Here is a 22,802-nt window from a genome sequence, read left to right as displayed (position 1 = left end):
GTGACGGCCAGGAAGAAAGCTTCGTGGTTCGACGAGGAGTCGCAATACCTCGTCCGCCCCTATGCCATATCCGGGGGCCGTACCTCCCCAGACGGATCTGAATTCGCCCTGATCACCCTGGTGGTCTCCATGCCGGCCTCGCACAGCCACGACAGGCGCCGCGAACAACCGGAGTTGACCGCCATCCTCGATCTATGTCAGGAACGCCCACTGGCTATCGTCGAAATCGCGGCGCGGCTTGACCTGCCGGCCAGTGTGGTGAAAGTGCTTTGCGGGGACCTGCTCGATAAATCCATGATCTCTATCAAAAAGCCGAGTCATGAGGCGACAGCCCCCAGTGTGGAACTACTGGAGAGGGTCATCAATGGAATCCGCAGGCTATAGCCAGCCGGGGGGATCGTCGCTGGCCATGCCAACGGCCCTGAAAATCCTGGTCGCTGGCGGCTTCGGGGTGGGCAAGACCACCATGATCGGCTCGGTCAGCGAGGTCCCCCCGCTGGAGACCGAGGAGTACATGACGCAGGCGAGCGTCGGCGTGGACGACCTCGCCCAGATCCCGGAGAAGACCACCACCACGGTGGCCATGGACTTCGGCCGGATCACGCTGGACGCGGAGCATGTGCTCTATCTCTTCGGCACACCTGGGCAGGAACGTTTCTGGTTCATGTGGGACGACCTCGCCGCCGGCGCGCTGGGGGCCGTCGTGCTGACCGACCCACGCCGGCTGGCGGACAGCTTCGCCTCCGTGGACTTCTTCGAACAGCGACGCATTCCCTTTGCCATCGGCATCAACTGCTTCTACGGCCGCACCGAGGTCACCGCCGCGGAAGTCAATGCCGCTTTGAATCTTCGCAATCCCGCGCCCGTCGTGATGTGTGACGTCAGGCAACGCGACTCCAGCAAAACGGTGTTGCTGGCCCTGTTGGAATCCGCGAAGGCGGTCGCCATCGGCTGATCCCCGCCCTGTACGAAACCGGGGGCGCGCCCATCACGGGGCGCGCCCCCGGTGTGTTGTCCGGGCGCTACGGCTTGCGGGCCACGCCCGCCCACATGGAGACGGTGGCGTGGGTGGCCTCGGCCGGCACCTCACCGTCGGGACGCCAGTCCTGCGGGGGAACGAGGCCAGGCTCGACCAGCTCAAGCCCGTCGAAGAACCGCCGGATCTCCGGCTCGGTCCGCACCTGCCCCATCTGCCCGGTGGCCGCGCGGTTGCCCGAGAGGATGCGGTCCCAGGTGGGCGGGTCGAAGTCGGACGTCACATGGGTGACCACCAGACAACTGCCGGACGGCAGGGCCCGGACATACTCGGCGACCAGGTCCTGTGCGGTCACGCCCCGCTCGGGATCGTCCGCGATGTAGTGCAACAGGGCGTTGAGGCACAGCGCGATGGGCTGGGAGAAGTCCAACACCTCGCGCAGTTCGGGGCTGCGCAGAATGCTGGGCGGATCGAAGAAGTCGGCGTGCAGATAGGCCGTCCGCCCCTCGGGGGTGCCGGTCATCAGCGCCTCGGCATAGCGCAGCACGATCAACCGGTTGTCGGTGTAGACGATCCGCGCGTCCGGCGCCAGGCTCTGCGCCGTCTGGTGCAGGTTGGGCTCCGTCGGGATGCCGGTGCCTATGTCGAGGAACTGCCGGATGCCCGCGTCCTTGGCGAGCCAGCGCACCGCGCGGTGGATGAAGGCCCGGTTGGCACGGGCCGCGGTCTTGACCCCCGGCCAGATACCGGCGACGAACTGGCCGGCCTGCTCATCGGCCGGATAGGAGGTCTTGCCATCCAGGAACCAGTCGTAGACCCGTGCCGGGTCGGGCTTGTTCGGGTCGATCTGTTCCTCAAGCAACGGCTCGTTCCTCCCAGTTGGCTATCCACTCGGTGATGGGCAGACTGTCGCGCACGGACGCGGCGGAGTCCAACGCCATCAGGTACTGCCGGACGACGTCGGGCCGGTCGCTGACCTCGGCGCCGTCCAGCGTACGCAACAACACCCGGTCGGCCAGGTCCGCCGGTTGGTAGCGGACCATCTGCACCGGGCCGCAGAGCAGCGCGGCGTGCGCGGTGTGCAGCGGCATCACGCTGATGGTGAAGCCGGACTCCGCCGCGAGCCCCCGCAGATGCTCGATCTGATCGCGCATGACGGCGGGGCCGCCGACCTGGCGGCGCAACGTCGCCTCCTCCACCAGCGCCCACACGGAGGGCGGCCGGCCAGCGGTGCGGCGCAGCGCGGCCTGGCGGCCGATGAGCAGTTCGAGTCGACGGTTGATCAGTCGCGCGCCGTCGTCGGGGTGCTGGATGCGCAGCAACGCCTTCGCGTAGCCCGGGCTCTGCAACAGCTCCGGCACGGTGGACGGGGCGTAGAGGCGGATGATCTGGGCGTGTTCCTCCAGCGCGAGGTAGTCGGCGAGCCAGTCGGGAAGCACCTCCCGATACCGCTCCCACCAGCCGGGACATCGAGCGCGCGCCACCTCGTCCTGGATCTCGTCGGCGGCCTCGGCCCGGCCGTACGCCGCCAGCAGCGGTGCGATCTGGGCCGGTTCCAGCATGAGATGGCCGCTCTCCAGCCGACGCATCGCCACCGAGGAGATCCGCAGCGCCGAAGCGGCCTCGGCCATCGAGCGGCCGGCGGCCTCCCGCATGCGGCGGAGCCGGGCCCCGAGGAACAGCTGCGTGGCCGTTGGCTCCGAACGCCCAGCCGACACGCCACGCCTCCCTTCTCCGGGGTAACTTCGAGTTCCCATGCGCTGCCGATCGGACAGGTGGGCACCTACCCACACGAGATGGTGATGCCATTCTGCCACTCGCAGAACGACACAGGCGGCAATCTCCCGGGAATCCCCCCGCGACCAGCGGCAGTTGACGTGACGGGGTCGTGCCAGCCGGTCATCCGTCCCGCTCGCCCGGTCCCGCGCCACGCCTCTCGACGTGGTCGTGGACCAGACGGGCGGTGCCGCCCCCATCGACCGGCAGGATCGTGACGGCGGTCGAGGGCAGATGCCGCACGGCCTTGGCGATCCGCTCGGCCATGTGCGGGTGCGGCGGCTTCCCCAGCCTGGTCCAACGCGACGTGCACAGCGCGTAGTTCTTCGGGGTGCAGAGTATGGGCATAGCGCAGGGCGCACAGCTCGGCCAGGTCCAGCGCGTCCACCAAGTGCAGCGGACGCCTCCGGCCGGTACTCGCGGTCCATCCGGATCAACGTCCAGACGCCGATCGGGAAGACCACGACGACCAGCCAGGCGCCCTCGGTGAACTTGGTCAGCGCGAAGACCGCCACCACCGCGACGGAGACCACGGCCGCCAGCGCGTTGCCGGCCAGCTTGAGCCGGAAGTGCCGGCCGCGCTCCCGCCCGCCAGTGGTGCACGGTGAGACCGGCGCCCGCCATCGCGAAGCCGGTGAGGACGCCGATGGCGTACAGCGCCACCAGCCGCTCCACATGCGCCCCGGTGACCAGCAGCGGGACCACCGAGACGAGGGTCAGCGCGATGATCCCGGAGGAGAACGCCAGCCGCTGCCCCCGCCGCGCCAACCGCTCCGGGAGGAACCGGTCCTCGGCGACGAAGTCGGCCAGGACCGGAAAGCCGGAGAACGGGGTGTTGGCCCCAGTGAAGAGGATCAGCGCCGTGGCCACCTGCACATAGACCAGGCCGGCCAGGCCCAACGCCCCGTCGCCGAAGACCAGATGGGCCTCCTGCGCGATCACCGTCGGACTACCGTCCCGGTAGGGCACGGCGTACGTGACCGAGGCAAGCCAGACCCACCGCCAGGATCATGCCGGCGAGCAGCACGCTCATGGTGATCAACGTCTTGCGCGCGTTGATCCCACGTGGCTCGCGGAAGACCGAGACGCTGTTGGAGACGGCCTCAAGCCCGGTGAGCGGGGTCCCGCCGTTGGCGAAGGCCCGCAGCACCACGAAGACCGTCGCCCCGTACAGCGGGCCGTCGCCCGGGTGCCCAACTCCAGGACGCCGTCGGCGTGCACATCGGCCCGGGGCAGCGAGTCGGTGGCCAGCCGCCAGAGCCCGGCCACCAGCATCAGGGTGACGGCGGCGACGAACAGATAGGCGGGTAGCGCGAACATCCGACCGGCCTGCCGGACGCCACGGAGATTGTCATAGGCCAGCACCAGCACGATCAGCACCGTCACCGGCAGCTTGAGCCCGTTGATCCCCGGCCAGCCGTCGCCCATCAGGCGAACCAACGAGAACAACGCGTCCGCGCCCGCCGCCGCCTGGACCGCCACTGTCACCACATAGTCGAACCAGGAGCGCCTCGGAGGCGATTTGGGCGACTCTGGGGCCGAAGTCCTCCTTCGCCACCACATAGCTGCCGCCGGCCTTGGTGTAGCTGACCACCACGTCGCTGTAGGTGAGGGTCAGCGGCAGCATCTGCTCCCCGCCATAGGCGGTGGACGACAGCCCGTCCGAGTTCGGTATCACCGCTGGTCATGCCCCCATGACAGACCACCCCACGACGCCACCCCGGAAAGCCACTCCGAACCAACCACGAACGGCCGCGCGACGGACACCCCTCACACCTCCGGCGCCCCGGGACCGGCCAGCGGCGCCTGGCTCTCCCGGTGTAGCCGCAGCGCGTCCGCGGCATCGAACGCCTGCCTGTCGACCGTGAGCCGCCGGCCGCCCCGGTGGGCGGTGAACCCCTCCTGCGGCGGATCGTCGAGCAGGGCCACCAGCGGCCGGACCGACTACTCCACGCTGACACCGAACATCGCGAGCGAGGCCCCGCTCAGGGCTCGCAGCGGCTGCGGCTGGGCGGCCGGTATGCCGGTACGGACGACGCCGGGGTGATAGCCAAGGTAGCGGACGGGCGAGTCCGGATGGCCATGAGGATAGGCCGCCCCCAGCAGGTCGATGGCTCGGAAGGACTGCAAGGTGGCCCTGGCACCGCCGTAGTGTTCGCGTCAGCTGGAGATCGCCCCAGTGGATCCGGCCGAGCAGCAGCCCTGGCGTGCCGACGTTAGCGGTCACGGGCCGGGACGACCGCTCCAGCGCAGGCCGCAGCTCGTGGCTCAGCGCATAGCGGCTCGGATAGGCGAGCGCGAAGCTGTGCTCGAAGCCCTCCGAGGTCTCGACCCGACCGCCGGTGAGGCGGTAACGCTGCGCGCAGAGCACGAGGTTGTTCACGACGGGCGCGATATCGCCGATCTCGCACACGAAGTGGATGCGCTCCATCCACTTCAGGGGAGGAGTGGGCGATGCCCGAGCATCAGCCGAAGGCGCGCCCGCTGCGGCGGGACGCCGAGCAGAGCCGGCGGGGAGTCGTCCAGGCCGGCCGCGAGGTCTGCGCCGATCGCGGAGTGTCGGCGACGCTCAACGATGTCCCCCACCATGCGGGCCTCGGCGTGGGCACGGTCTACCGCCGCTTCCCCGACAAGGCGAGCCTGGCGGAGGCGGTCTTCGCCGACGAACTCGCCGACATCCAGGCGATGGCCGGCGAGGCCTTGACGGACGACGGCGCGTGTTCGAGGCGTTCGCTGCCTTCCTGGACACGCGCAGGAACGGCTTGCCAACAACCGTGGCCTCCGCGATGTCACGCGCCAGGGCGGCTTCGGACCGGACCAACTGGCGTCAGCGCGGGCCGCGTTGACGTGGGACTGTGGCTGCCTGATAGACCGCGCCCGCGCCGACGGGAGCCTCCGGGAGGATGTGACGACGGCGGACCTCCCCGCCATCGTGGGAATGGTCGACGCCACCACCCTCGACATGGCCCCGAACGACTGGCGCCGCTACCTCACCATCCTCCTGACCTGCCTCCGCACCCTGCCACCCCCTGAACGTCGAGAGCCGTGGGGGACCAGCTCAACCGGTCCCCCACGGCGCCCGCTATTTTACCTTCACACCGCCCAATTACTGGGAGACATCGGGTCATCGGATTCGCTGGGCACGATCCGCGTGAGGAACTTTGTGTCGCCGAGTACGATGCAAATTTCCTGGGTGGTGAACCCGTCATCCGCTACCTGCGACTGCTGCTCCGGGAGTTCCGATATGACGGCCGGAGTCGGGGCAGGAGCCACGGCGTCCGCGTGGGGATAGCCGGGGCCCAGCAGGATCAATGGCAGAACCGCGTAGTCCACGCGATTGCTCCTCAGAATCGTTCTCTACGTGAACACCGCCGTCAGTCTTGGTCCGACTGCGGGGGTGGGCCGCCCATCCTTAACTGCCCGATCGGCGCGCGTCAAACTCGGGCGAACCTTTGGCAGTGGAGGACCCGTAGGGCCATCTTCGGAGCCGCCCGGGTTTGACCGACTCAGGTCAGGAGTCGCCCTGGGCAAGCGTGCCCCGGTAACGCTGAAGGCGGACCGCTAACCGCGACCGCTCGGCAGAGTAATCCCCGAGTACTCTGCTTCCGTCAGAAGGCGAGACACTTCGGCTTCTTCTGCGCGCGCCCCAAGTCGCCGCAGGAGGGTGAGCGCCTCTTCGAGGTATCCGACTGCCTGCTCGCGCTGCCCTCTGGCGAGCGCGCCCAGCCCCAGGCCACGGAGGGCTCCGGCCTCCTCCTTGGAGGCGTTGATCTGGCGGGCCAGCGCCAGGGAGGCCATGTGCTGCGGGATGGCCTCCTCATGCCTTCCCAGCTTCTGGAGTGCCCTGCCTATCCCGTTGAGCGCCGCGCACTCGCCCCTCTTGAACTCCATGTATCTGAGCATGGGCAGCACCTCACGATATCCATCGAGAGATGCGGATAAATCACCGGCGTCAAGAAGGGTGTGCGCGATATTCAGCCGCAAGGTCGCCCTGTCCAAACGTGTACTCTCAGGCTCAAGCGCCATCGCTTTTCTGAAGTAGTCAAGCGCCTTCTCATACTCCTGCCGAGTCCTGAAGAGCTCGGCCAGGTTTTGCAGGGCCGCAACGACCCCTCTTTTGTATCCAGCGGCAAGGGAGCCTTCCAGGAACGCGTTAAAGCTAATGGATGCCTCATTCAAGTTCCCGAGCCCCAGATGAATGACACCCAAAAGGTTGTGCCCGCGCGCCTGCCGAAGAGTATCCGGCAGACGCATAGCGAGTTCGACGGCCCGCTCCTGTATCGGTAGAGCTTCTCGGTTCCTTCCGGAGGAGTAGTAACTGAAGCCGAGCTGATACACCGCCTCTGCCTCCGCCTCGCGGTCTCCGCGCATTCGCGCCAAGGCCAACGCAGTGTCCGCTGCGGAAACCGCTTCCTGTGACTCGCCCGCGTGGGTGCCGAGGGTCGCCAGATCGATCAACGCGCGGGTTTCCGCGTGGCCGTCGCCGGCTCCGTGCCAGTAATCCACGGCCTCGGCCACGTACGGCCGTGCCGTCGCCAGGTAGCCCTGGGTGGTGAGAAAACCACCCAGTACATGGACCAACAGCGCGCTTCGGCCGTGATCCCCTCTACTCCGGAGATATTCGAGTATCGCCAGGAGGTTCGAGGACTCGGACATGAACCAGCCGTTCGCATCCGTCTCGTCCAACCAGCCGGCCGGCGGGGCCGGGTGATCGCTCTCGGGGACGGCGATGCGGCAGCGGTAGGGGAAGGCTAGGCGATCGGCCCGGTCAGCGACGTGCAGGTACGCGTCGAGCAGCCGCGCGACGGCGTCCTGCGACTCCTCGGCCGCCACCAGGGTGCGCGCGTAGTCGGCCAGCAGATCGTGGAGGCGGTAGCGGTGCGAACCAGGTTCGTTCAGAAGATGCGCATGGAGAAGTTTCTCCAACGATCTTTCGGTCAACTCGACTGGCAGGTCAGCGAGTACGGCGGCTGCGTGTGGCCCGAAGGCGGGTCCGATATGAAGCCCGAGGCGCCTGAACAGGCGGCGCTCCTCAGGGGACAGATCCTGAACCGAGAGGGCGAACACCTTCTCTATGTCCCGCGTTCCGTCGTGGAGTTCCCTCGTTCGGCCGCTCGCCCGATCCAACTGCTGAACAAGATCGTCGACGCTCCAGGATGAGTGCGTCAGAAATCTACTGGCGGCGATCTCCACGGCCAGCGGCAAGTTGCCGCACAACTGAGCAATCTTCGCCGCTTCCCTGGGACTTGGCTCGCGATCCGGCCCAACCCGATCTTGGAATAGCTCGATGGAGTCGCGGTCGGAGAGCGTGTCCAACGAGAGAGGTCGGGCGACGCTCACCGCGGCCAGATGCCGGCGGCTTGTAATGATCAACAAGGACTCCGAGGCGCCAGGAAGCAAAGGGCTCACCTGTTCGGGGCCGGACGCGTTATCCAGGATGACGAGAGCCCGTCGAGAGCTGAGTACGGATCGCCAGGTTGCCGTCAACTGGGCCTGGTCTGCGGGGATTTGCTGTGCCGAAAGACCCAGAAGATGCAGGAGCTCGGTGAGTGCTCTCGTGGTGTCGAGGGGTTTCTGGTGGGCGTCATAGCCACGCAGATCGATCATGATGTGGCCATCGGGAAAAGATGCCTTGACCTGGTGCGCGATATGCACAGCGAGTGCGGTCTTACCCACACCTCCCATGCCGCCGATGGCCGATACGAGCACACTCGACGGCCGCTGCTTTCCCGATCCCTTGATCATCGCCAGCAGCTTGTCGATCTCGTCCCGGCGGCCCACCCAGTCCGTGTCGCTGGGCAGGTTGCTGACCGCCGGGGAGATCCGGAGGGAGGGTTGGGGACCGTGGCCGAGTGCGGCGAGGAGTTCGGACAGGGGCGTCCGGTCGCGGACGGCCGCACGGACGCGGAGCAGGCGTTCGCCCAGGTCCGTACCAAGGTCCTCGATCAGCGCGCGTTCAGTGCGGCGGAGCAGCCGCTCCACCTGGAGGGCGCGTCCCGCGCCAAGGAGCGCGAGCGCCAGATGCTCGACCAGGGCCTCATCCTCGGGGCGCGCGTCTGCCAGCGGTTCAAGCTCGCCGATGACCTCGTTGAACTCGCCCCGGAGCAGGCTGATGCGACTGCGCAGCAGGAGCACGCCGAGGCGCTTCTCACGCAACGTCGCGCGGACGCGTTCGGGCCACCGACCCTTGAGACCGGCCAGGGGATCCCCGCGCCATAATCGGGTCGCCTCACCGAGGAGTTTTGTGGCCTCGCCAACACTGCCGCTGTCCGTAAAAGCGCGAGCTTGTTCGGTCATGCTCAAATATCGCCGCGCATCGATCGTTTCGGGATCGGCGTCCAGGGTGTAGGTGTGCATCCTGCCCCGCACCGTGCTGGTGGGGGAATCCGTGAGGGCGCGCATCCTCCTGCCGATACGGGAGACGTAGGTGCGTATGCCCTCCCGGGCGCTTGGCGGCGGAGCGTCGTCCCACACCCGGTGGATCAGGGTTTCGGCGCTGAGCAGTTGACCCACATCCCAGGCAAGTGCCGCGAGTACCAGGCGTTCCTTGGCCGAACCCAGGGAACTGCGCCTTTCGCCATAGTGCAGCTCAACCGTCCCCAGCATGAGCACGTGGAACTCCACCAGCGCCTCCCGCCGGCTAGGCCCTTTGTTGCGAGCATGGCATGGCGACAACTTTCTGAGCTAGCCCACGCCGGAACCACGACGGGAATTCGAACATCGGGCGGAATCGCGTCCGCCGCCCTCTCAGTCCCATGGATAGCCCGGGCGTCGGTGGGTAGCCGAGAGGGTCTTCGGGTGGATTCTCGACAGCGGGCGCACACTGGGGGCGGTGTGACACCAGGCACGTCCTCACCCGCGTCGGACCGCGCGCGGAATCCGGCCAACTTCAGTTCCCACCGACCTCCCGATGGTGGGCGGCCGTGGCGTTTCGGGACTGGGCGCTGTTCAGCTGTCTCGACGGTGCGGAGCTGGCGGCCTGGCCGGGTTGGCCTCCCGGCGCGGCCGGTTCGGGACAGGGGTGGCCCCGGACGCGGGGTGGGGGCCCTGGAGGTGGCGCCCCGCCCCGGCCGGGGCCTTGGGGTGGTGCTCAGCGGTTCAGCGACCGCGGTTCAGCGACCGGCGGCGAGCGATCACTCGTCGCCGTCCGGGCCGCCGTTGATGACGAACTGCGAGCCCGGTTCGACAACCACGTCGCCGTCCGCGTTGTTGCTCAGCGTCACGTTGCTGAGGTTGGCGCTGCCCCGCGCGCCGCCCATCGCCAGGATGCCCGCGCCGTTGACGGAGCCGTCGATCACCACGTTGGAGATCTCCACGCCCGGCACCTCGCCGCCACCCGACTTGAACTGGATGCCGTCGTAGGTGGAGTCGTAGATCTCGGTGTCCTCTATGACCACGCCGGTGATGGGCTGGCTGGCCGGGAAGATCGTGATGGCGCCGAACTCCTGCGCCGCGCCCCAGAACGCGCCGCCGGTGCGGTGCAGGACGTTGCCCGAGATCAGCGTCTCGCCGGAGAACGGCAGCGGGTCGTGGTCGGTGGCCAGCATGATGCCGGGGTAGTTCATCGTGTCCGCGACGGTGTTGCCCTCGATCACGTTGTCGTACCCGCCGTAGACCGCGATGCCGTTGGCCCGCCAGGGCAGCTGGATCGTGTTGTTGGACAGGGTGTTGCTGTGCGCGATGTCCACGGACGGATCCTGGACATAGCGGTTGGCCCAGATGGCTAGTGAGTCGTCACCGGTGTTGCGGAACGACGAGTTGGTGACCGTGGAGTTCCGCGTGCCGTTGGTGAAGTTGACGCCGTCCGCGTAGGTGTTGCGGATGCGGACGTCGCTGAAGACCAGGCCGTCGGCCGGGCCCCACAGCTCGGGGATGTTGTCCAGGTCGCGGCCGACCCAGGCGCCCACGTTGGCGTGCTCGATCCACACCCGGTTGATCTCGGTGCCCTCGCCGAAGCGGCCGTTGAGCGCCACGCCGCCCTCGTGGTTGCCGTCGCCGCCCCTGATGGTGCCGGAGCCGAAGATGGCGATGTCGGATATCTGCGTGTTGTGATCGATGTCGAAGCCGAAGTTGCCCTCGTGCGGGTGGTTGATGCCGCCGGCCTCGTGCGGCGGGGTCAGCGTGTAGAGCTGGGAGTGCCACATGCCGGCGCCCTGGATGGTGACGTCCCTGATGCCGACCTGGTTGTGCTGGCCGCGGTCCTCCGGGTCGTCGGTCAGGATCTTCTGCTCCTGCCGCCACTGGCCCTCGGGGATCCAGACGCAGTCGATCTCGCCTTCCTGGTTGGCCGTCACCGCGGCCTGGAGGGCGTCGGTGTCGTCCTCGCCGTCGTCCGGCACGGCGCCGAACTCCTCGACCGAGGTGCAGTTCGCCGGCTGCTCGGCCGGGGGCGCGACCTCTTCCAGATCGACCAGGTCGACGATGTAGAAGTCGGCCGAGTCGTCCGCGTCCCGCTGGAGGCGGAACGTGGTGCCGGCCGGGTAGGTCGTGTCGAGCAGCGCGTGCGACTCGTCGAAGAGCCGCCGCGCGTCGCCGCTCGGCGTGTTGGTCAGGCCCTCGGGGTCGTCGGTGTTGCCGTACAGCCAGCTGTGCTTGGAGGAGAGCGTCAGCTTCTGGACGAACTCGCCGTCGGCGTAGAGGCTCAACGTCTCCTCGACGCCGCCGCCACCAGGGGCGTCGGGGATGGAGTTGCGGAGCACGATCGAGTTGGCGGCGTCGGTCGAGGTGATCTCGACGTACTCCCCGGTGCCGTCCAGTCGCACGGACTGCCGGCCGGAGGATTCGGTGGCGAAGTTGGTCTGCCCGTGCGGGCGTTCCGGCTCGGCCGCCAGCAGGGTGCCGTCGTAGTCGCCGTCCTCCGCCTCATAGCTGGTGTAGGGGAGGTTCGCGCCGGCCGCCTCGGCGGTCGGGCTCACCTCCCGGGCTCCGCTCTCGCCCGCGTCCGCCGTGTCCTCGGCGGCGGTCGCGGCCACGGGAAGACCGACGGCGACGAGTCCGGCCAGGGACACGCCGCTGATCAGGCGCCAGCCGCGTTGCTTTCTCTTCATGGGTGTCCTCTGTTCTGTGGGGGTCGACAGAGCGATGCGCGTCCTTCGTCCGGCCCGCTGTGGGGGCGCGGGCCGGTCCGGGTGCGCGGGGTGCTGAAGGTGTGGGTACGGCCCGCGCGTCCCGGGGCGGCCAGGGGCCGCCGGCACGTCGACGGGCTGGGTGGGGACATTCCTCGTGGCGGTGGAGGTGCGGCCCGGTGGGGTGGGAAGTGGGGGTCGGTTGGCGCGTCAGCGGGCCAGGTGGGCCCGACTGCCGCGAACTTGCAGAGTGCTCGCAAAGAATTGAGTTGTGTTAGTCAATCTCTTGCGGGCCGGCAGTCAGAGTTTTCAAGCATGTCACGGCTTTGTCAACGGTTCGCACACGGCGGGCGCCCAACGGGGCGGCGCATGCCGTCAATTGGTGACCAACCCGGCGCTCAGGGGCAAACACCCCCACACGCACCGCGCCTCCCACCCCCCACGACCGCCGGCCACCGTTCGATAACCGTGTAACGATCTATGCCCCCGGCTTTCCCAGGCCCGGCGCATGGTGTCCAATGTCCCGCGCATGTACGCACAGACGATGGGGGGATTTCATGGCGCGAACTCAGTCGATAAGAAACGTCGCGCGAGCCGTGGCCGACGGGGCCAATCCACGAACAGCCGTCAGGCAAGAGGCGCGCAGCCAACTGCGTGGCCGGGAATCCGTTCCCGTCACCGAGGGCGCCGAGCCGCCCACGCAGCGGGAAGACGGAATGGATCCCAGCGACTTTCCCGCCGCTCGTGACCAGGGCGGCAGTATCGACACCGTCATGGAGCAGAAGTCCGTGCCGCTGGACGACGCGGGCGAGGCGCTCAACCGCAGCGAACAGCACCGCGCCGGTGCCGGACAGGTGCACACCATCTGCCCGATGGTGATCCCGCGCGGACGGTCCCTGCTCTCCATGCTGCCGGTGCTCCTGCTGCTGGTCGTGGTGCTGGTGGGCACCGTGGTGGTCGCCGCGACCACGGACGACGTGCTGACCAACCCGCTCTTCGGCGCGCACTCCTGGCTGATGGTCCTGGTGGCCGTGGGCTTCGTGTGGTGGCGCCAGGGCATGGTGATGGTGCCGGACGGCTGCCACGCGCTGATCACCCGCTTCGGAAAGCTGGAGCAAGTCGTCGGCCCCGGCCGGGTGATTCTGCTCAATCCCTGGAAGCGGGTTTCCTACATCATCAACACCACCAGGGAATACCCCTTCAACGCGCCGGTCCGCGAAGCGCCGACGCGCAGTGGCGTCAAGGCATCGATCGACCTCTTTATCCAATTCCGGATCAGCGACCCGGTGGAATTCGTCTACACCCTGGGCGCCGTGCGCGGTTTCCAGGAGAAGTTGAACAACGCGGTCAGCGAGACCATTCGCAGCCTCATCTACGACCAGGAGGCCGCCGGCCTCTACAACATGGTCGGGGAGGACACCGGGCGGCTGCTGGAGCAGCTCAACCACCAGTTCCTGCCGGCCGTCGCGCTGACCAACGCCAACATCACCCACGCCGAGCCCGGCGACCGGGGCTACCGGATGGACCTCGCCGCCCCCGAGATGGTGCGGGTGGCCAAGGAGGCGTACACCCACGAGTACGCGCTCCAGCTGCGCAAGGAGCAGGACGAGGGCGATCTGATCAAGGAGTTGGCGACCCGGCAGGAGACGCTCTCCGCGATCCAGGCCGATATCGCGCAGTACCAGGCGCAGATGGACACCGCCGTCGAGCGGGAGAGCAACCGCGCCGAGGCCCTGGCCCGCGAACGGTATGTGATGGCCGAGTCGGAGGCGCGCGCCAACGCCGCCCTGCTGGAGGCCCAGGCGCTGGACATCCGCGCCGTCACGGCGGCCGAGGCACCGGAGATCCTGGAGTACCGCTACCAGCAGCAGGTGTTGGACACCCTGGAGCAGGTCGCCGACCATCTGCCCCGACTGGTGCGGATCGGCGCCGAGCGGGACGCGGACGGCCATACCGGCGTCGACTACCTGGCGCTGGCCAGGCAGTTGGTGGGGGAACACGGCACCGAGCTGTTCAGCGACGCCGACATGGCGGCGGTGCGGGCGCGGCTGCCCGAGGTGGCGGCCAGGATCGCCGGCCGTCAGGCGGAGATCGACGCGCTGCGGGAGGCCGACCGGCCCACCGTTCCCGAACCGCCCGCGGGGGCTCCCGTCTCGGGCTCGGCCGTTGGGGAGCCGGCCGACCAGAGCGCGGGCGACCAGAGCGCGGACGACCAGAGCGCGGACGGCCGGAGTACGGAAGGCCGGAGCGGGGGCGACCTGAGGATGGACGGCCCGCCCGACGACCCGCGCGCCACGGGGCACTTCGGCGCGCTGGGGGAGTCCTTCGACGACCCCTCGGCGCGGCCGTACGGAGACGCTGAGGAGGGTGACGCATGAGCACCGCGCGCACCAACAGATCGACCATCGCCGAGGCGGTCGCTCCCTGGAGCGACGTCGCCCAACTGCTGCGCGGCGGCGACGCCGGCACCCTCACCCCCGTCATCATCCCGCGCCACCGCAGGCGGCTTGGCTGGATCGCCCCGCTGTGGGTGGGCCTGTTCTCCATGCTGACCGGCGTGATGCTGGCCGCCCAGGACGGCGGCTCGGCCGATATCGCCTATGACACGCTGGCGATACTGGCCTACTGCTTCGGCGTGTTGCTGCTGCTGCTCGGTGGCCTCTGGTGGTGGCGGTCCTCGATCGTCGAGGTCGAGCAGGGCACCAACGGCATCCTCACCCGCTACGGGGCGGTCGTCCGCACGCTCGCCCCCGGGCGCCACTACCTGTGGCACCCCTGGTCGCGCGTCGAGTTCGTGGTGGACACCTCCACCGAGATCCCCTACTCGGCACCGGTCATGGCCTGCCCCACCAGGGAGAACGTGCCGCTTCGGTCCATCGAGTTCTTCCTCAAGTTCCGGATCACCGACGCGGTGCTCTTCGTCCGGATCATCGGCGCCGGCAACTTCGACCTGGTGCTCTCCAGCGCCGTCCAGGACGCCATCCGGCAGCGGGCCCGCCAGGTCCGCACCGAGCACGCCTACGATCTGCGCGGCTCCGACGTCGCCGACATGCAGGAGCTGCTCAACCGGCAGCTCTCCCGCTACGGCGTGCGGATCACGGGCTGCAACATCCCCGATGTGCAGCTGCCCACGCAGTACCAGCAGCACCTTGCCACCCGCGAGCGGGTCGCCAAGGAGCGGGAGGCCTACGACCAGGAGTGGGGCCTCACCCGCAAGCGCCGGATCGACAGCCTCCAGATGGACATCGAACGGGCCAAGAAGGTGCGCGACGCCCGCATCGTCGAGGTGAAGGCCGCGCTCAACAACGCCCGCGAGGAGGTCGCCCAGCTGCTGGAGCAGCAGGAGACCAACGCCCAACGGGTCAGGTTCGAGATCGAGACCAGGGGCCGCAGCGGGCTGATCGCCGCCGAGAACGAGGCCAGGGCGCAGTCCCGCCTCGCGCAGGCGTACCGCGACAACCGGGCGGTGCTCCAGTACGAGTTGGCCCGCCGCCGCCTTGAGGTCGGCGCCGAGCTGGCCGGGAAGGCGCCCCAGCCGGTGGTGATCCGCACGGACGCCGGCTCCGGCGGGGACTCGTCCACGCTGGCCACCCTGCTGACGGCCCAGCTGCTCCCCCGTCTCGCCACGCCGCTGGAGGCGCGGCGAGAGGACGACGGACCGGCCGGCTGACCGAACAACCGTCCGCGACCATCGGCGCGCCTCCCGCGACAACGCGGGGGGCGCGCCGTCGCGTGTTCGGCGGCTACCGCAGCGCGCGGTGCCATAGTCACTGTGCGGTGTTCGCCCCGACCGGCCGCCACCCCGCGCGGCCAGCCGAACACCGAACACCGGACGTGGAAGGGAAGTTGCCGTGAACGCGAGCACGGAGCTGCTGGTCGACGCCTTCGACCGGATCAGGGAGGAGGTCGAGGTGACGGTCACCGGGCTCACACCGGACGAGATCGGCACCCGCGTCGGGCCGGAGGCCAATCCCATCGGCTGGCTGGTCTGGCACCTCACCCGGGTCCAGGACGACCACATCGCCGAGCTGGCCGGTCGCGACCAGGTATGGACCAAGGACCGTTGGTATGACCGCTTCGCGCTGCCCTTCCCGCCCGAGGCGACCGGTTTCGGCCACAGCACCGAGGAGGTCGAGGCGCTGGGCACCCCGAAGGCCGACCTGTTGGTCGGCTACCACCAGTCGGTCCACGAGCAGACCGTGCGGTACCTGGGGAAGGTCAACGTGGGCGACCTCGCCGAGCCGGTCGACGAACGGTGGAACCCGCCGGTCACGCTGGGCGTACGGCTGATCAGCGTGGTGGCCGAGGACCTCCAGCACATCGGCCAGGCCGCCTATGTCCGGGGGCTGCTGAGGTCGCCCACCGGCTGACCCGGGGGCCTCCTGTCACAGATCTGCCACCGCTTTTCGACAAGCGCATCGCAAGAGTCTTTCGCGTCGTTCTCAGGGTGACCTCAGGCCCTACGCTCAGCGGAGCCCGGCCTCGCCCGCCCCGCGCACCCCTGCCGAAGGACCCGTTCGCCGATGAACCAGCGATCGTACTCGCCCGCGTCCTACCCCTGGCCGACACCGGCCGGGCCCACCTCGACGCTCACGCCCGCGCGGGCGGAGACCCCCGTCGGGACGCTGTTCGGCGAGACCCTGTGGCGGGTGCTGATCATCGGCTGCGCCCTCATCGGCTACCAGGCGACGGGCGGCGGCACCCTCCTCGCGCTCAGCCAGCTGGCGAGCGTCGCGGCCGGCGTCGGCTACGCGGTCGTGACCGTACTGACCCTGAGCGCGGCGGCGTTGCGCCGTCCCGAACCGCCGACCTCCTGGCTGCGCGGGCTGCTGGCGGTCGCCCTGCTGCTGGTGATGATCGTCTGGTTCACCGCCATGGGCGGCGGCCTCGACGAGACGTGGAGCCTCTTCGAGCACCTGCTCACCCCGCTGGCGGTACTGGTCGACTGGCTCTTCGTCGGCCGCCGACAGCGGTCGGCGCGCTGGTGGTACCCCCTGAGCTGGGCCGGCGTCCTGCTGCTCTACCTGGCCGTGTACCTGTCGGCCGACGTCTCCATCTACGCGTTCCTCGACCCGGCCGACCCGATCTTCGCCGCCGCCCTGGCCGGCCTCACCACCGTCACCCTCGCCGTCGGCTTCGCCCTGGTCGCCACGGCACGGGCCCGCCGGGACTGACGGCTCGCCCCACACCGGCCGCGACCACCACCCGCCACGCCGTTCCCGCCCAGCAGCCGCCGCGCGTCGGGCACGGCCAGCCGTCGAAGCGACCGGACATCGCACCGACCGGCCGCCGACGGCGCCCGGCTCCGTCGCGGTCGGCGACACCGTTTCCCAGTCCCGATCCACCGCGGCCACCCGGCCACCGCCGGGGGCCGTCGCCCGGGCCGGCCGGCGAGGGCGTCGGGTTCCGGGATGTCGAACGTCTTCCGCGCTCGTGCGGCCCATGTCATCCTCCACCACAGCCCTAGGTCATATACCTGAAATGTGTTCATGTATCTGGAGGTTGGCCATGCATGCCAGCGGTTCGGGAAGTGTCGGACCGACGGTGGGACGCCGGTCGCTGCTGGGGGGCGCGATCGGTGTCGCCGTCGCCGCGGTGGGAACGACCCGGCTCGCGAACGCCGCCGGCCCAGCGCCGAGGGGCTCGGCCCGTGGGGCGAGCGCCGCGGAGCTCTGGGCCGAGTACGCCGCCGCACCCTACGCCCACCCGCAGATCCCCTATGTCGGCAGGGCCGGTGCCTTCGGCGGCACCACCGACCTCCCGGAGCCCGAAGTCGTCGCCAGCGCACTGGACTTCGGCGCGGACCCGGACGGCGTCGCCGACTCGGCACCCGCCATCAACGCCGCCATCGGCGCGGCGGCCGACGCCGGCGGCGGCGCCGTGTTGCTGCCCGCCGGGCGCTACCGGATCGACGACATCCTGCACATCGGCGCCGACGGCGTGGTGCTGCGCGGCGAGGGCAGCGGCCGGACGGTGATCGAGGCCACCCGCAGCCTGACCGATCTGATCGGTCGCTATGGCAGCCGCTACGGCGGCGACAAGTCCAGCTGGTCCTGGTCCGGGGGCCTCATCTGGCTCTGCCCCACCGCACGTTGGCGTTCCCTGACGGACGCCATCAGGGCCGAGAACTGGCCCTTCGAGGGCTGGACGGGCAACGCGAGGGACGAGTGGGAGTCCCTGACGGAGATCACCGGCTCGCCCTCGCTCGGGGACTGGACCATCGAAGTGGCCGACACCGACGGTCTCGCCGAGGGGGACCGGGTGCTGCTGCGGCTCTCCGACGACGCCGAACACACCCTGCTCACCCACATGGCGGGCGAGGTGCCCGGCACCGCCTCCTACGACTGGGCGTCGCGCACCAAGCTGACCAGCTATGTGCCCTACGAGTGGCCCTGCCGGCTGACCGCCGTCGACCACGGGGCCGGACGGGTCACCCTGGACCGGCCGCTGCCGCTGGACGCCCGACCGGAGTGGGACCCCCGACTCACCACCCTGGTCCCGCCGCTGGTCGGAGCCGGGGTCGAGGGGCTCACCCTCGTCTGCCCCGAACTCCCGCTCTCCGAGCATCTGTTGGACACCGGCTTCAACGGCGTCGCGCTCCAGTGCGCGTGGGACTGCTGGGTGCGCGACGTCGAGGTCACCCACGCCGACAACGGCTTCCTGCTGGTCTCGGCCAAGGGCTGCACCCTGCGCGGCACCACGATCTCCGGACGCGGCAGCCATCACCCGTACTGCTGCCGGGAGGGCTCCCACGACAACCTGGTCGAGGACTTCGCCCTCCTCGACCGCACCTCCCCGCCCCCGGCCGACACCCAGCTGCACGGCATCAACGTCGAGGGGCTCTCCAGCTACAACGTCTGGTCGCGCGGCCGGATGGAGATGGGCACGTTCGACTCCCACCGGGGGATGCCGTTCGCCAACGTCCGCACCGAGATCACCGTCAACAACAACGGCACCCACGGCGGCGACGACACGGCGGGGCCGCTCTACGGAGCGCGGTTCACCCACTGGAACGTGACGGTGACCAACGGGCGCGCCGGCATGATCAAACTCGACGAGATAGCGCCTTACAGCGCCACGGTGGCGATCAGCGAGGTAACGGAGTTCGGCCAGATCGATCAGCCGGACTTCGTCGGGGAACTCCACACCCGGCTGGAGTCCTATGGCGACCCCTCGGCCGCCGACCCAGCCAACCTCCACGCGGCGCAACGCGATCTCTGACGCCCAGGGCGCGCGGCGCATGGCCGCACGGAGGGGCGCGCAGCCCAGAGCCGCGCGCCCCTCGGCAACCAGGTGGTCGGCCGGCTCGCCGACCGGCACACGCTCTCCGTGCAGGTCGTCGGCGTGCTTGCCAACGCTGTCCTGCTGGCCGGATTCGCCCTGCTGGCGCACCGCGCGGTACCCGCGGTGGCCCTGCTGCTGGGCGTGGGGCTGGTCGGGGTGACCATGAACCCCGCGATGATCACCCGGGTCCAACGCGTGGGCAATCCGGGCCCTTTGGTCAACACCGCGCACTCCTCGTTCATCACCCTCGGGGTGATCCTCGGCTCCCTGCTGGGCGGACTGGTCATCGAGGCTCAGGGACTGCGCGCCACCCTCTGGCTTGGCGCCGCGCTGGCCGTTCTCGCGCTGACCACCCTCCTCCCCGAGTTCACCCTCACCCGGCGGGCGACACCAACGGCGGTCGCGGAGGAGACCGCCGTCCCCCAGCCGGTGGTCCGACCGAACACCCCGGCCGCCGAGCCGAGCTGACCCGGCGACCGTCCATGTCAAGGGGACCGGTCAGCCGGGGAAGCCCGGGGGCATGCGCATGGGGGCGCCTTGGGCCGGGGTGCCGGTGACGCGGACGGCGGAGCCGACGAGGTAGCCGAACTCGGCGGTGGCGAGGGAGAGCATCGCGCGGGCGATCTCGTCCGGTTCGGCCATCCGGTGCAGACCGTGCACGTTGAGCGGCCCCCAGGCGTTGCGGAACGCCGTCCATGCCGGGTCGGGGAGGCCGGCGGGGCGGACGAAGGCGGTGTTGGTGGTGCCGGGCAGGATGGCGTTGATGCGGATGCCCCGGTGTCCGTACTCCATGGACGCCGCTTCCACCATGCCCGTCAGGGCACGTTTGCTGGCCGTGTAGGCCGTGCCCTCGGGGCGGGTGGAGTCGGACGAGGTGACCAGGACGACGCCGGAGCCGGCCTCCAGCATGTGCGGAATCTGGTACTTGAGGGAGAGGAACACCCCACGGGTGTTGGTGCGGTAGACGTCCTCCCAGTCGTCCAGGCTGAGTTCGTGGAGGGGCGCGGTGGCGGTGACGCCCGCGTTGTTGACCGCGATGTCAAGGCCGCCGTAGAGGTCGACCGCCTCGGTGACGAACCTTTCGACCTGCTCGGGTTCGCGGACGTCGGCCTGGAAGTAGGTGGCCTCGCCGCCGTCGACCCGGATGTCCTCCTGGACGGCGGTGCCCTCCTGGGAGCGGCGCCCGCAGAACGCGACCAGCGCGCCCTCGGCGGCGAAGGCGCGGGCGGCGGCCTCGCCGATGCCGGAGGTCGCGCCGGTGATCAACACGACCTTGCCGGCGAACCGTTGGGACGAGCCGGCGGCCGGCGGCGCCGGGGAGGTCGGCGGGGAGGTGAGGTAGGCCGGGAGGGTGACCGCGCCGGCCAGGCCGACGGCGCCGACGGCCGCGCCGGAGGCGGCGGTGGTCAGGAACCGCCGGCGGCCCCGGCGGCGCGCCGTGGCCTCGGGCTCGGCGCCGGCCGCCGGATCCGGGGCGTCGGCGTCCCGAGGGCCGCCGTCGGCCCGCTGCTTCTCGGCGGCGGTGTCGCCCTCGGGCACGGTGCCGTCTTCGTTCTTCCCGCTGGGCGTCATCGCCTGGTCCCCTCCTGAGCGGCCGGTGCCGCCCTGTCGGACACCAGGCTGCCGGTGGCGGCCCGCGCGTCGCCTCCCTCCGGCGGCCCCGATCCCCGGCCCGGCGCAGGAGCCGCGCCTCCTCCCCCGGGAGGAGGACGAACTACCCGGCGCCGCCCGGGGCGTCCGCGCCCGCCGCGCGCAGGCGCAACCGCTGCGGAAGCACCGTGTACTTGGGGTCGCGGGCGGAGGCGAGGCCCGCGTGGAAGACGGCGAAGCGGGTGGCGGCCGAGGCGGCGAGGAGCGCGGCGCCGCTGAGGGCGGCGGCCGGGCGGCTGCGGCCTGCGAGGAGCGCGGCGCCCGCGGTGCCGAGCAGCGCGAGGCGTTTGGCGGTGGTCAACAGCCGTCCGGGGCGCCCCTGTTGGTAGGTCTCGCCGGCGATGCCAGCGCTGGTGACCAGGGAGCGCGTGGCCAGCAGCTCGGCACCGGTGGCCAGGAGGGCGAGCCGGCGGGCCGGGGTGTTCTCGGCGCGTGGGCCGACCAGCAGGGCCATGCCGGCGGCGGCGACGGCGGCCGAGGCGACGAAGAGGTGCGGGAGTTCGCGATGGCCCTCGTGCCAGGCGGGGACCGCCGTGTTGGCGAGCAGCACCCCGGTGTAGGCGGCCACCGTCGGGCCGATGCCGCCGGCGGCGAGGGTGGCGGCCGTGCCGAGGCGGGGCAGCAGCCCCGTGGCGGCGCTGGCCGCCGCGAGCCCGGCGGCCGGGCCGTAGGCGGCGAGGATCCAGGAGCCCACGCTCATCGGGGAGGTGGGCTTGGCCACCCGCAGCATGTTCAGGAACCGTTCCGGACGGCCCAGATCATGGACCAGAGCCACCGTGGAGAGGGAGATCGCGCCCAGCGAGCTGAACTTCAGGGCCCGCGCGGTGGCGGGATGCCCGGTGAACTGAGCCGCGGCGGCCAGCGTGGAGCCGGCCCCCGCCAATCCGCCGAAGAACAGATAGCCGGCGATGTCCTTGGCCTGCCACGCCGGGATCTTGAGCACCGGCTGGCCGTAGTAGGAGCTGAACTCGGCCTGCGGCACCATCCGCCGCTCGCCCCCGCGACGCTTGCCCGAGCCGCCGACGCCCGCGAGCTGCCCGTCCGTTCCGTTGCCGAACAGCGCGTCCCTGCCCGGGCGTTCGCCCTCAAGACCGTGCCTGGTGACGCGTGCCTCGCTCATCGCGACCTCCTGTGGGTTCGGGTGCAGACGGCGGCCACGCCGCCCAGCAGCATGAGGGCGGCGAGGCCCGCGTGCCGCCACATGCGGGGCAGGTCACGGGTGGTGACCTGGGGGTCCGGCGGCAGCCCGTAGACCTCGGGTTCGTCCAGGAGCAGGAAGAACGCGCCCCCGCCGCCGACGCCGTCGTCCGGGTCGGCGCCGTAGAGCCGGGCGTCGGGGACGCCGGTCTCCTGGAGTCGGGCCACCCGCTGCGCGGCGCGTTCGCGCAGTTCGTCGAGCGGCCCGAACTGGATGGAGTCCGTTGGGCACGCCTTGGCGCAGGCCGGTTCCTGGCCGGCGCCGAGCCGGTCGTAGCAGAGGGTGCACTTCCAGGCGCGGCCGTCGCCCTCGCGCTGCTCGATCACCCCGTAAGGGCAGGCCGGCACGCAGTAGCCGCAGCCGTTGCAGACGTCCTGTTGGACGACCACGGTGCCGAACTCGGTGCGGAACAGCGCGCCGGTGGGGCAGACGTCCAGACAGGCGGCATGGGTGCAGTGCTTGCAGACGTCGGACGCCATCAGCCAGCGCAGTTCGGTGCGCCCGTCCGGGGTGGGGGCGCCAGGAGTGGTGGGGGTGACGGCGGCCTCGGCGACGGGGGTGGCGGAACCCTGGGCCGCCAGCGCCAACACGTCCATATTCTCGTGGGCTTCGTGGGTTCGGTGCGCCTGTTGGCCGCCGAGCGGCTTGTTCTGCTCGATGAAGGCCACATGGCGCCAGGTGGAGGCGCCGAGCGAGCCGGTGTTGTCGTAGCTCATGCCGGTGAGTTCGAGGCCGTCCTCGGGAACGAGGTTCCACTCCTTGCAGGCCACCTCGCACGCCTTGCAACCGATGCAGACGGAGGTGTCGGTGAAGAAGCCGACCCGCTCCGTTCCTGGGAGCTCGGGCATCAACG

General features: G+C 70.0%; 18 protein-coding genes and 3 pseudogenes. 10 read left to right on the top strand and 11 right to left on the bottom strand.

Features of this window, described 5'->3' with window-relative positions:
* Complete coding sequence (locus tag K4G22_RS20000) at window positions 1-384, top strand: DUF742 domain-containing protein (protein ID WP_228081656.1); 384 nt, start codon at window positions 1-3, stop codon at window positions 382-384.
* The gene (locus tag K4G22_RS19995) at window positions 365-955 is read left to right on the top strand and encodes a GTP-binding protein (RefSeq protein ID WP_078856352.1); all 591 of its coding nucleotides are present in this window, start codon (window positions 365-367) and stop codon (window positions 953-955) included. Before K4G22_RS20000 ends, K4G22_RS19995 begins: the two co-directional genes overlap by 20 nt.
* A gap of 67 nt (window positions 956-1,022) precedes the next feature.
* Here K4G22_RS19995 and K4G22_RS19990 read toward each other — a convergent pair whose 3' ends face one another.
* The 5 genes and pseudogenes from K4G22_RS19990 to K4G22_RS19970 form a co-directional block, all read right to left on the bottom strand.
* Window positions 1,023-1,838, bottom strand: coding sequence for an SAM-dependent methyltransferase (locus tag K4G22_RS19990; protein ID WP_228081655.1), 816 nt, complete (start codon window positions 1,836-1,838; stop codon window positions 1,023-1,025).
* A complete protein-coding gene (locus K4G22_RS19985) occupies window positions 1,831-2,694 on the bottom strand; it encodes a helix-turn-helix domain-containing protein (protein ID WP_228081654.1) in 864 nt (287 codons plus the stop codon). The genes K4G22_RS19990 and K4G22_RS19985 overlap by 8 nt, the downstream gene beginning before the upstream one ends.
* A gap of 347 nt (window positions 2,695-3,041) precedes the next feature.
* A pseudogene (locus K4G22_RS19980) lies at window positions 3,042-4,418 on the bottom strand (APC family permease); the annotation flags it as partial.
* Between the two features lie 104 nt (window positions 4,419-4,522).
* Window positions 4,523-4,681, bottom strand: a complete 159-nt coding sequence (locus K4G22_RS19975) for a hypothetical protein (protein ID WP_228081653.1) — start codon at window positions 4,679-4,681, stop codon at window positions 4,523-4,525.
* Between the two features lie 15 nt (window positions 4,682-4,696).
* Window positions 4,697-4,882 carry a hypothetical protein gene (locus K4G22_RS19970; protein ID WP_228081652.1) on the bottom strand — a complete coding sequence of 62 codons (186 nt, stop codon included), beginning with the start codon at window positions 4,880-4,882 and terminating at the stop codon, window positions 4,697-4,699.
* A gap of 324 nt (window positions 4,883-5,206) precedes the next feature.
* Between K4G22_RS19970 and K4G22_RS31995 the strand changes: the two are divergent.
* Together K4G22_RS31995 and K4G22_RS31990 are read left to right on the top strand one after the other, a co-directional pair.
* A pseudogene (locus K4G22_RS31995) lies at window positions 5,207-5,395 on the top strand (TetR/AcrR family transcriptional regulator); the annotation flags it as partial.
* A gap of 127 nt (window positions 5,396-5,522) precedes the next feature.
* Window positions 5,523-5,756, top strand: a pseudogene (locus K4G22_RS31990) (TetR/AcrR family transcriptional regulator); the annotation flags it as partial.
* 89 nt (window positions 5,757-5,845) lie between these two features.
* Here the strand turns inward: K4G22_RS31990 and K4G22_RS19965 are convergent.
* The 3 genes from K4G22_RS19965 to K4G22_RS19955 all read right to left on the bottom strand — a co-directional run bounded on the left by K4G22_RS19965 (window position 5,846) and on the right by K4G22_RS19955 (window position 11,799).
* Window positions 5,846-6,085: a hypothetical protein gene (locus K4G22_RS19965; RefSeq protein ID WP_228081651.1), complete on the bottom strand. Its 240-nt coding sequence runs from the start codon at window positions 6,083-6,085 to the stop codon at window positions 5,846-5,848.
* 228 nt (window positions 6,086-6,313) lie between these two features.
* Entirely contained in the window at window positions 6,314-9,376 is a 3,063-nt protein-coding gene (locus tag K4G22_RS19960; protein ID WP_228081650.1) for an AfsR/SARP family transcriptional regulator, read from the bottom strand.
* A 509-nt stretch (window positions 9,377-9,885) separates the two neighbouring features.
* The gene (locus K4G22_RS19955; protein ID WP_228081649.1) at window positions 9,886-11,799 is read right to left on the bottom strand and encodes a right-handed parallel beta-helix repeat-containing protein; all 1,914 of its coding nucleotides are present in this window, start codon (window positions 11,797-11,799) and stop codon (window positions 9,886-9,888) included.
* A gap of 575 nt (window positions 11,800-12,374) precedes the next feature.
* On the opposite strand from K4G22_RS19955, the gene K4G22_RS19950 reads away from it, so the two are divergent.
* From K4G22_RS19950 to K4G22_RS19925, 6 genes are all read left to right on the top strand, one after another.
* A complete protein-coding gene (locus tag K4G22_RS19950) occupies window positions 12,375-14,195 on the top strand; it encodes an SPFH domain-containing protein (protein ID WP_228081648.1) in 1,821 nt (606 codons plus the stop codon).
* Window positions 14,192-15,487: an SPFH domain-containing protein gene (locus tag K4G22_RS19945; RefSeq protein ID WP_228081647.1), complete on the top strand. Its 1,296-nt coding sequence runs from the start codon at window positions 14,192-14,194 to the stop codon at window positions 15,485-15,487. The genes K4G22_RS19950 and K4G22_RS19945 overlap by 4 nt, the downstream gene beginning before the upstream one ends.
* A gap of 181 nt (window positions 15,488-15,668) precedes the next feature.
* The gene (locus tag K4G22_RS19940; RefSeq protein WP_228081646.1) at window positions 15,669-16,187 is read left to right on the top strand and encodes a mycothiol transferase; all 519 of its coding nucleotides are present in this window, start codon (window positions 15,669-15,671) and stop codon (window positions 16,185-16,187) included.
* Between the two features lie 153 nt (window positions 16,188-16,340).
* Window positions 16,341-16,991 (top strand): hypothetical protein, encoded by a 651-nt coding sequence (locus K4G22_RS19935; RefSeq protein ID WP_228081645.1) that lies wholly within the window; start codon window positions 16,341-16,343, stop codon window positions 16,989-16,991.
* Window positions 16,992-17,325: 334 nt separating this feature from the next.
* Window positions 17,326-19,038: a glycoside hydrolase family 55 protein gene (locus K4G22_RS19930; RefSeq protein ID WP_228081644.1), complete on the top strand. Its 1,713-nt coding sequence runs from the start codon at window positions 17,326-17,328 to the stop codon at window positions 19,036-19,038.
* A gap of 123 nt (window positions 19,039-19,161) precedes the next feature.
* The gene (locus tag K4G22_RS19925) at window positions 19,162-19,569 is read left to right on the top strand and encodes a hypothetical protein (RefSeq protein ID WP_342399147.1); all 408 of its coding nucleotides are present in this window, start codon (window positions 19,162-19,164) and stop codon (window positions 19,567-19,569) included.
* Between the two features lie 30 nt (window positions 19,570-19,599).
* On the opposite strand, the gene K4G22_RS19920 is transcribed toward K4G22_RS19925, so the two are convergent.
* From K4G22_RS19920 to K4G22_RS19910, 3 genes are all read right to left on the bottom strand, one after another.
* Window positions 19,600-20,673, bottom strand: coding sequence for an SDR family NAD(P)-dependent oxidoreductase (locus tag K4G22_RS19920; RefSeq protein WP_228081643.1), 1,074 nt, complete (start codon window positions 20,671-20,673; stop codon window positions 19,600-19,602).
* 142 nt (window positions 20,674-20,815) lie between these two features.
* Window positions 20,816-21,871: an NrfD/PsrC family molybdoenzyme membrane anchor subunit gene (gene nrfD, locus K4G22_RS19915; RefSeq protein WP_228081642.1), complete on the bottom strand. Its 1,056-nt coding sequence runs from the start codon at window positions 21,869-21,871 to the stop codon at window positions 20,816-20,818.
* The gene (locus K4G22_RS19910) at window positions 21,868-22,797 is read right to left on the bottom strand and encodes a 4Fe-4S dicluster domain-containing protein (RefSeq protein WP_228081641.1); all 930 of its coding nucleotides are present in this window, start codon (window positions 22,795-22,797) and stop codon (window positions 21,868-21,870) included. The genes nrfD and K4G22_RS19910 overlap by 4 nt, the downstream gene beginning before the upstream one ends.
* Between the last annotated feature and the right edge of the window lie 5 nt (window positions 22,798-22,802).

This window comes from Streptomyces profundus, assembly GCF_020740535.1.
Taxonomy (GTDB): Bacteria; Actinomycetota; Actinomycetes; order Streptomycetales; family Streptomycetaceae; genus Streptomyces; species Streptomyces profundus.
Note: the sequence above shows the minus strand (reverse complement) of the source record. Positions and strands in the feature narration are given on the sequence as shown.

Bases quoted from the DNA above. Each gene is read 5' to 3' on its own strand.
- K4G22_RS19945 (WP_228081647.1), top strand. From the start codon at position 14,192: ATGAGCACCGCGCGCACCAACAGATCGACCATCGCCGAGGCGGTCGCT.
- K4G22_RS19955 (WP_228081649.1), bottom strand. From the start codon at position 11,799: ATGAAGAGAAAGCAACGCGGCTGGCGCCTGATCAGCGGCGTGTCCCTG.
- nrfD (WP_228081642.1), bottom strand. From the start codon at position 21,871: ATGAGCGAGGCACGCGTCACCAGGCACGGTCTTGAGGGCGAACGCCCG.
- K4G22_RS19920 (WP_228081643.1), bottom strand. From the start codon at position 20,673: ATGACGCCCAGCGGGAAGAACGAAGACGGCACCGTGCCCGAGGGCGAC.
- K4G22_RS19910 (WP_228081641.1), bottom strand. From the start codon at position 22,797: ATGCCCGAGCTCCCAGGAACGGAGCGGGTCGGCTTCTTCACCGACACC.
- K4G22_RS19935 (WP_228081645.1), top strand. From the start codon at position 16,341: ATGAACCAGCGATCGTACTCGCCCGCGTCCTACCCCTGGCCGACACCG.
- K4G22_RS19995 (WP_078856352.1), top strand. From the start codon at position 365: ATGGAATCCGCAGGCTATAGCCAGCCGGGGGGATCGTCGCTGGCCATG.
- K4G22_RS19950 (WP_228081648.1), top strand. From the start codon at position 12,375: ATGGCGCGAACTCAGTCGATAAGAAACGTCGCGCGAGCCGTGGCCGAC.
- K4G22_RS19930 (WP_228081644.1), top strand. From the start codon at position 17,326: ATGCATGCCAGCGGTTCGGGAAGTGTCGGACCGACGGTGGGACGCCGG.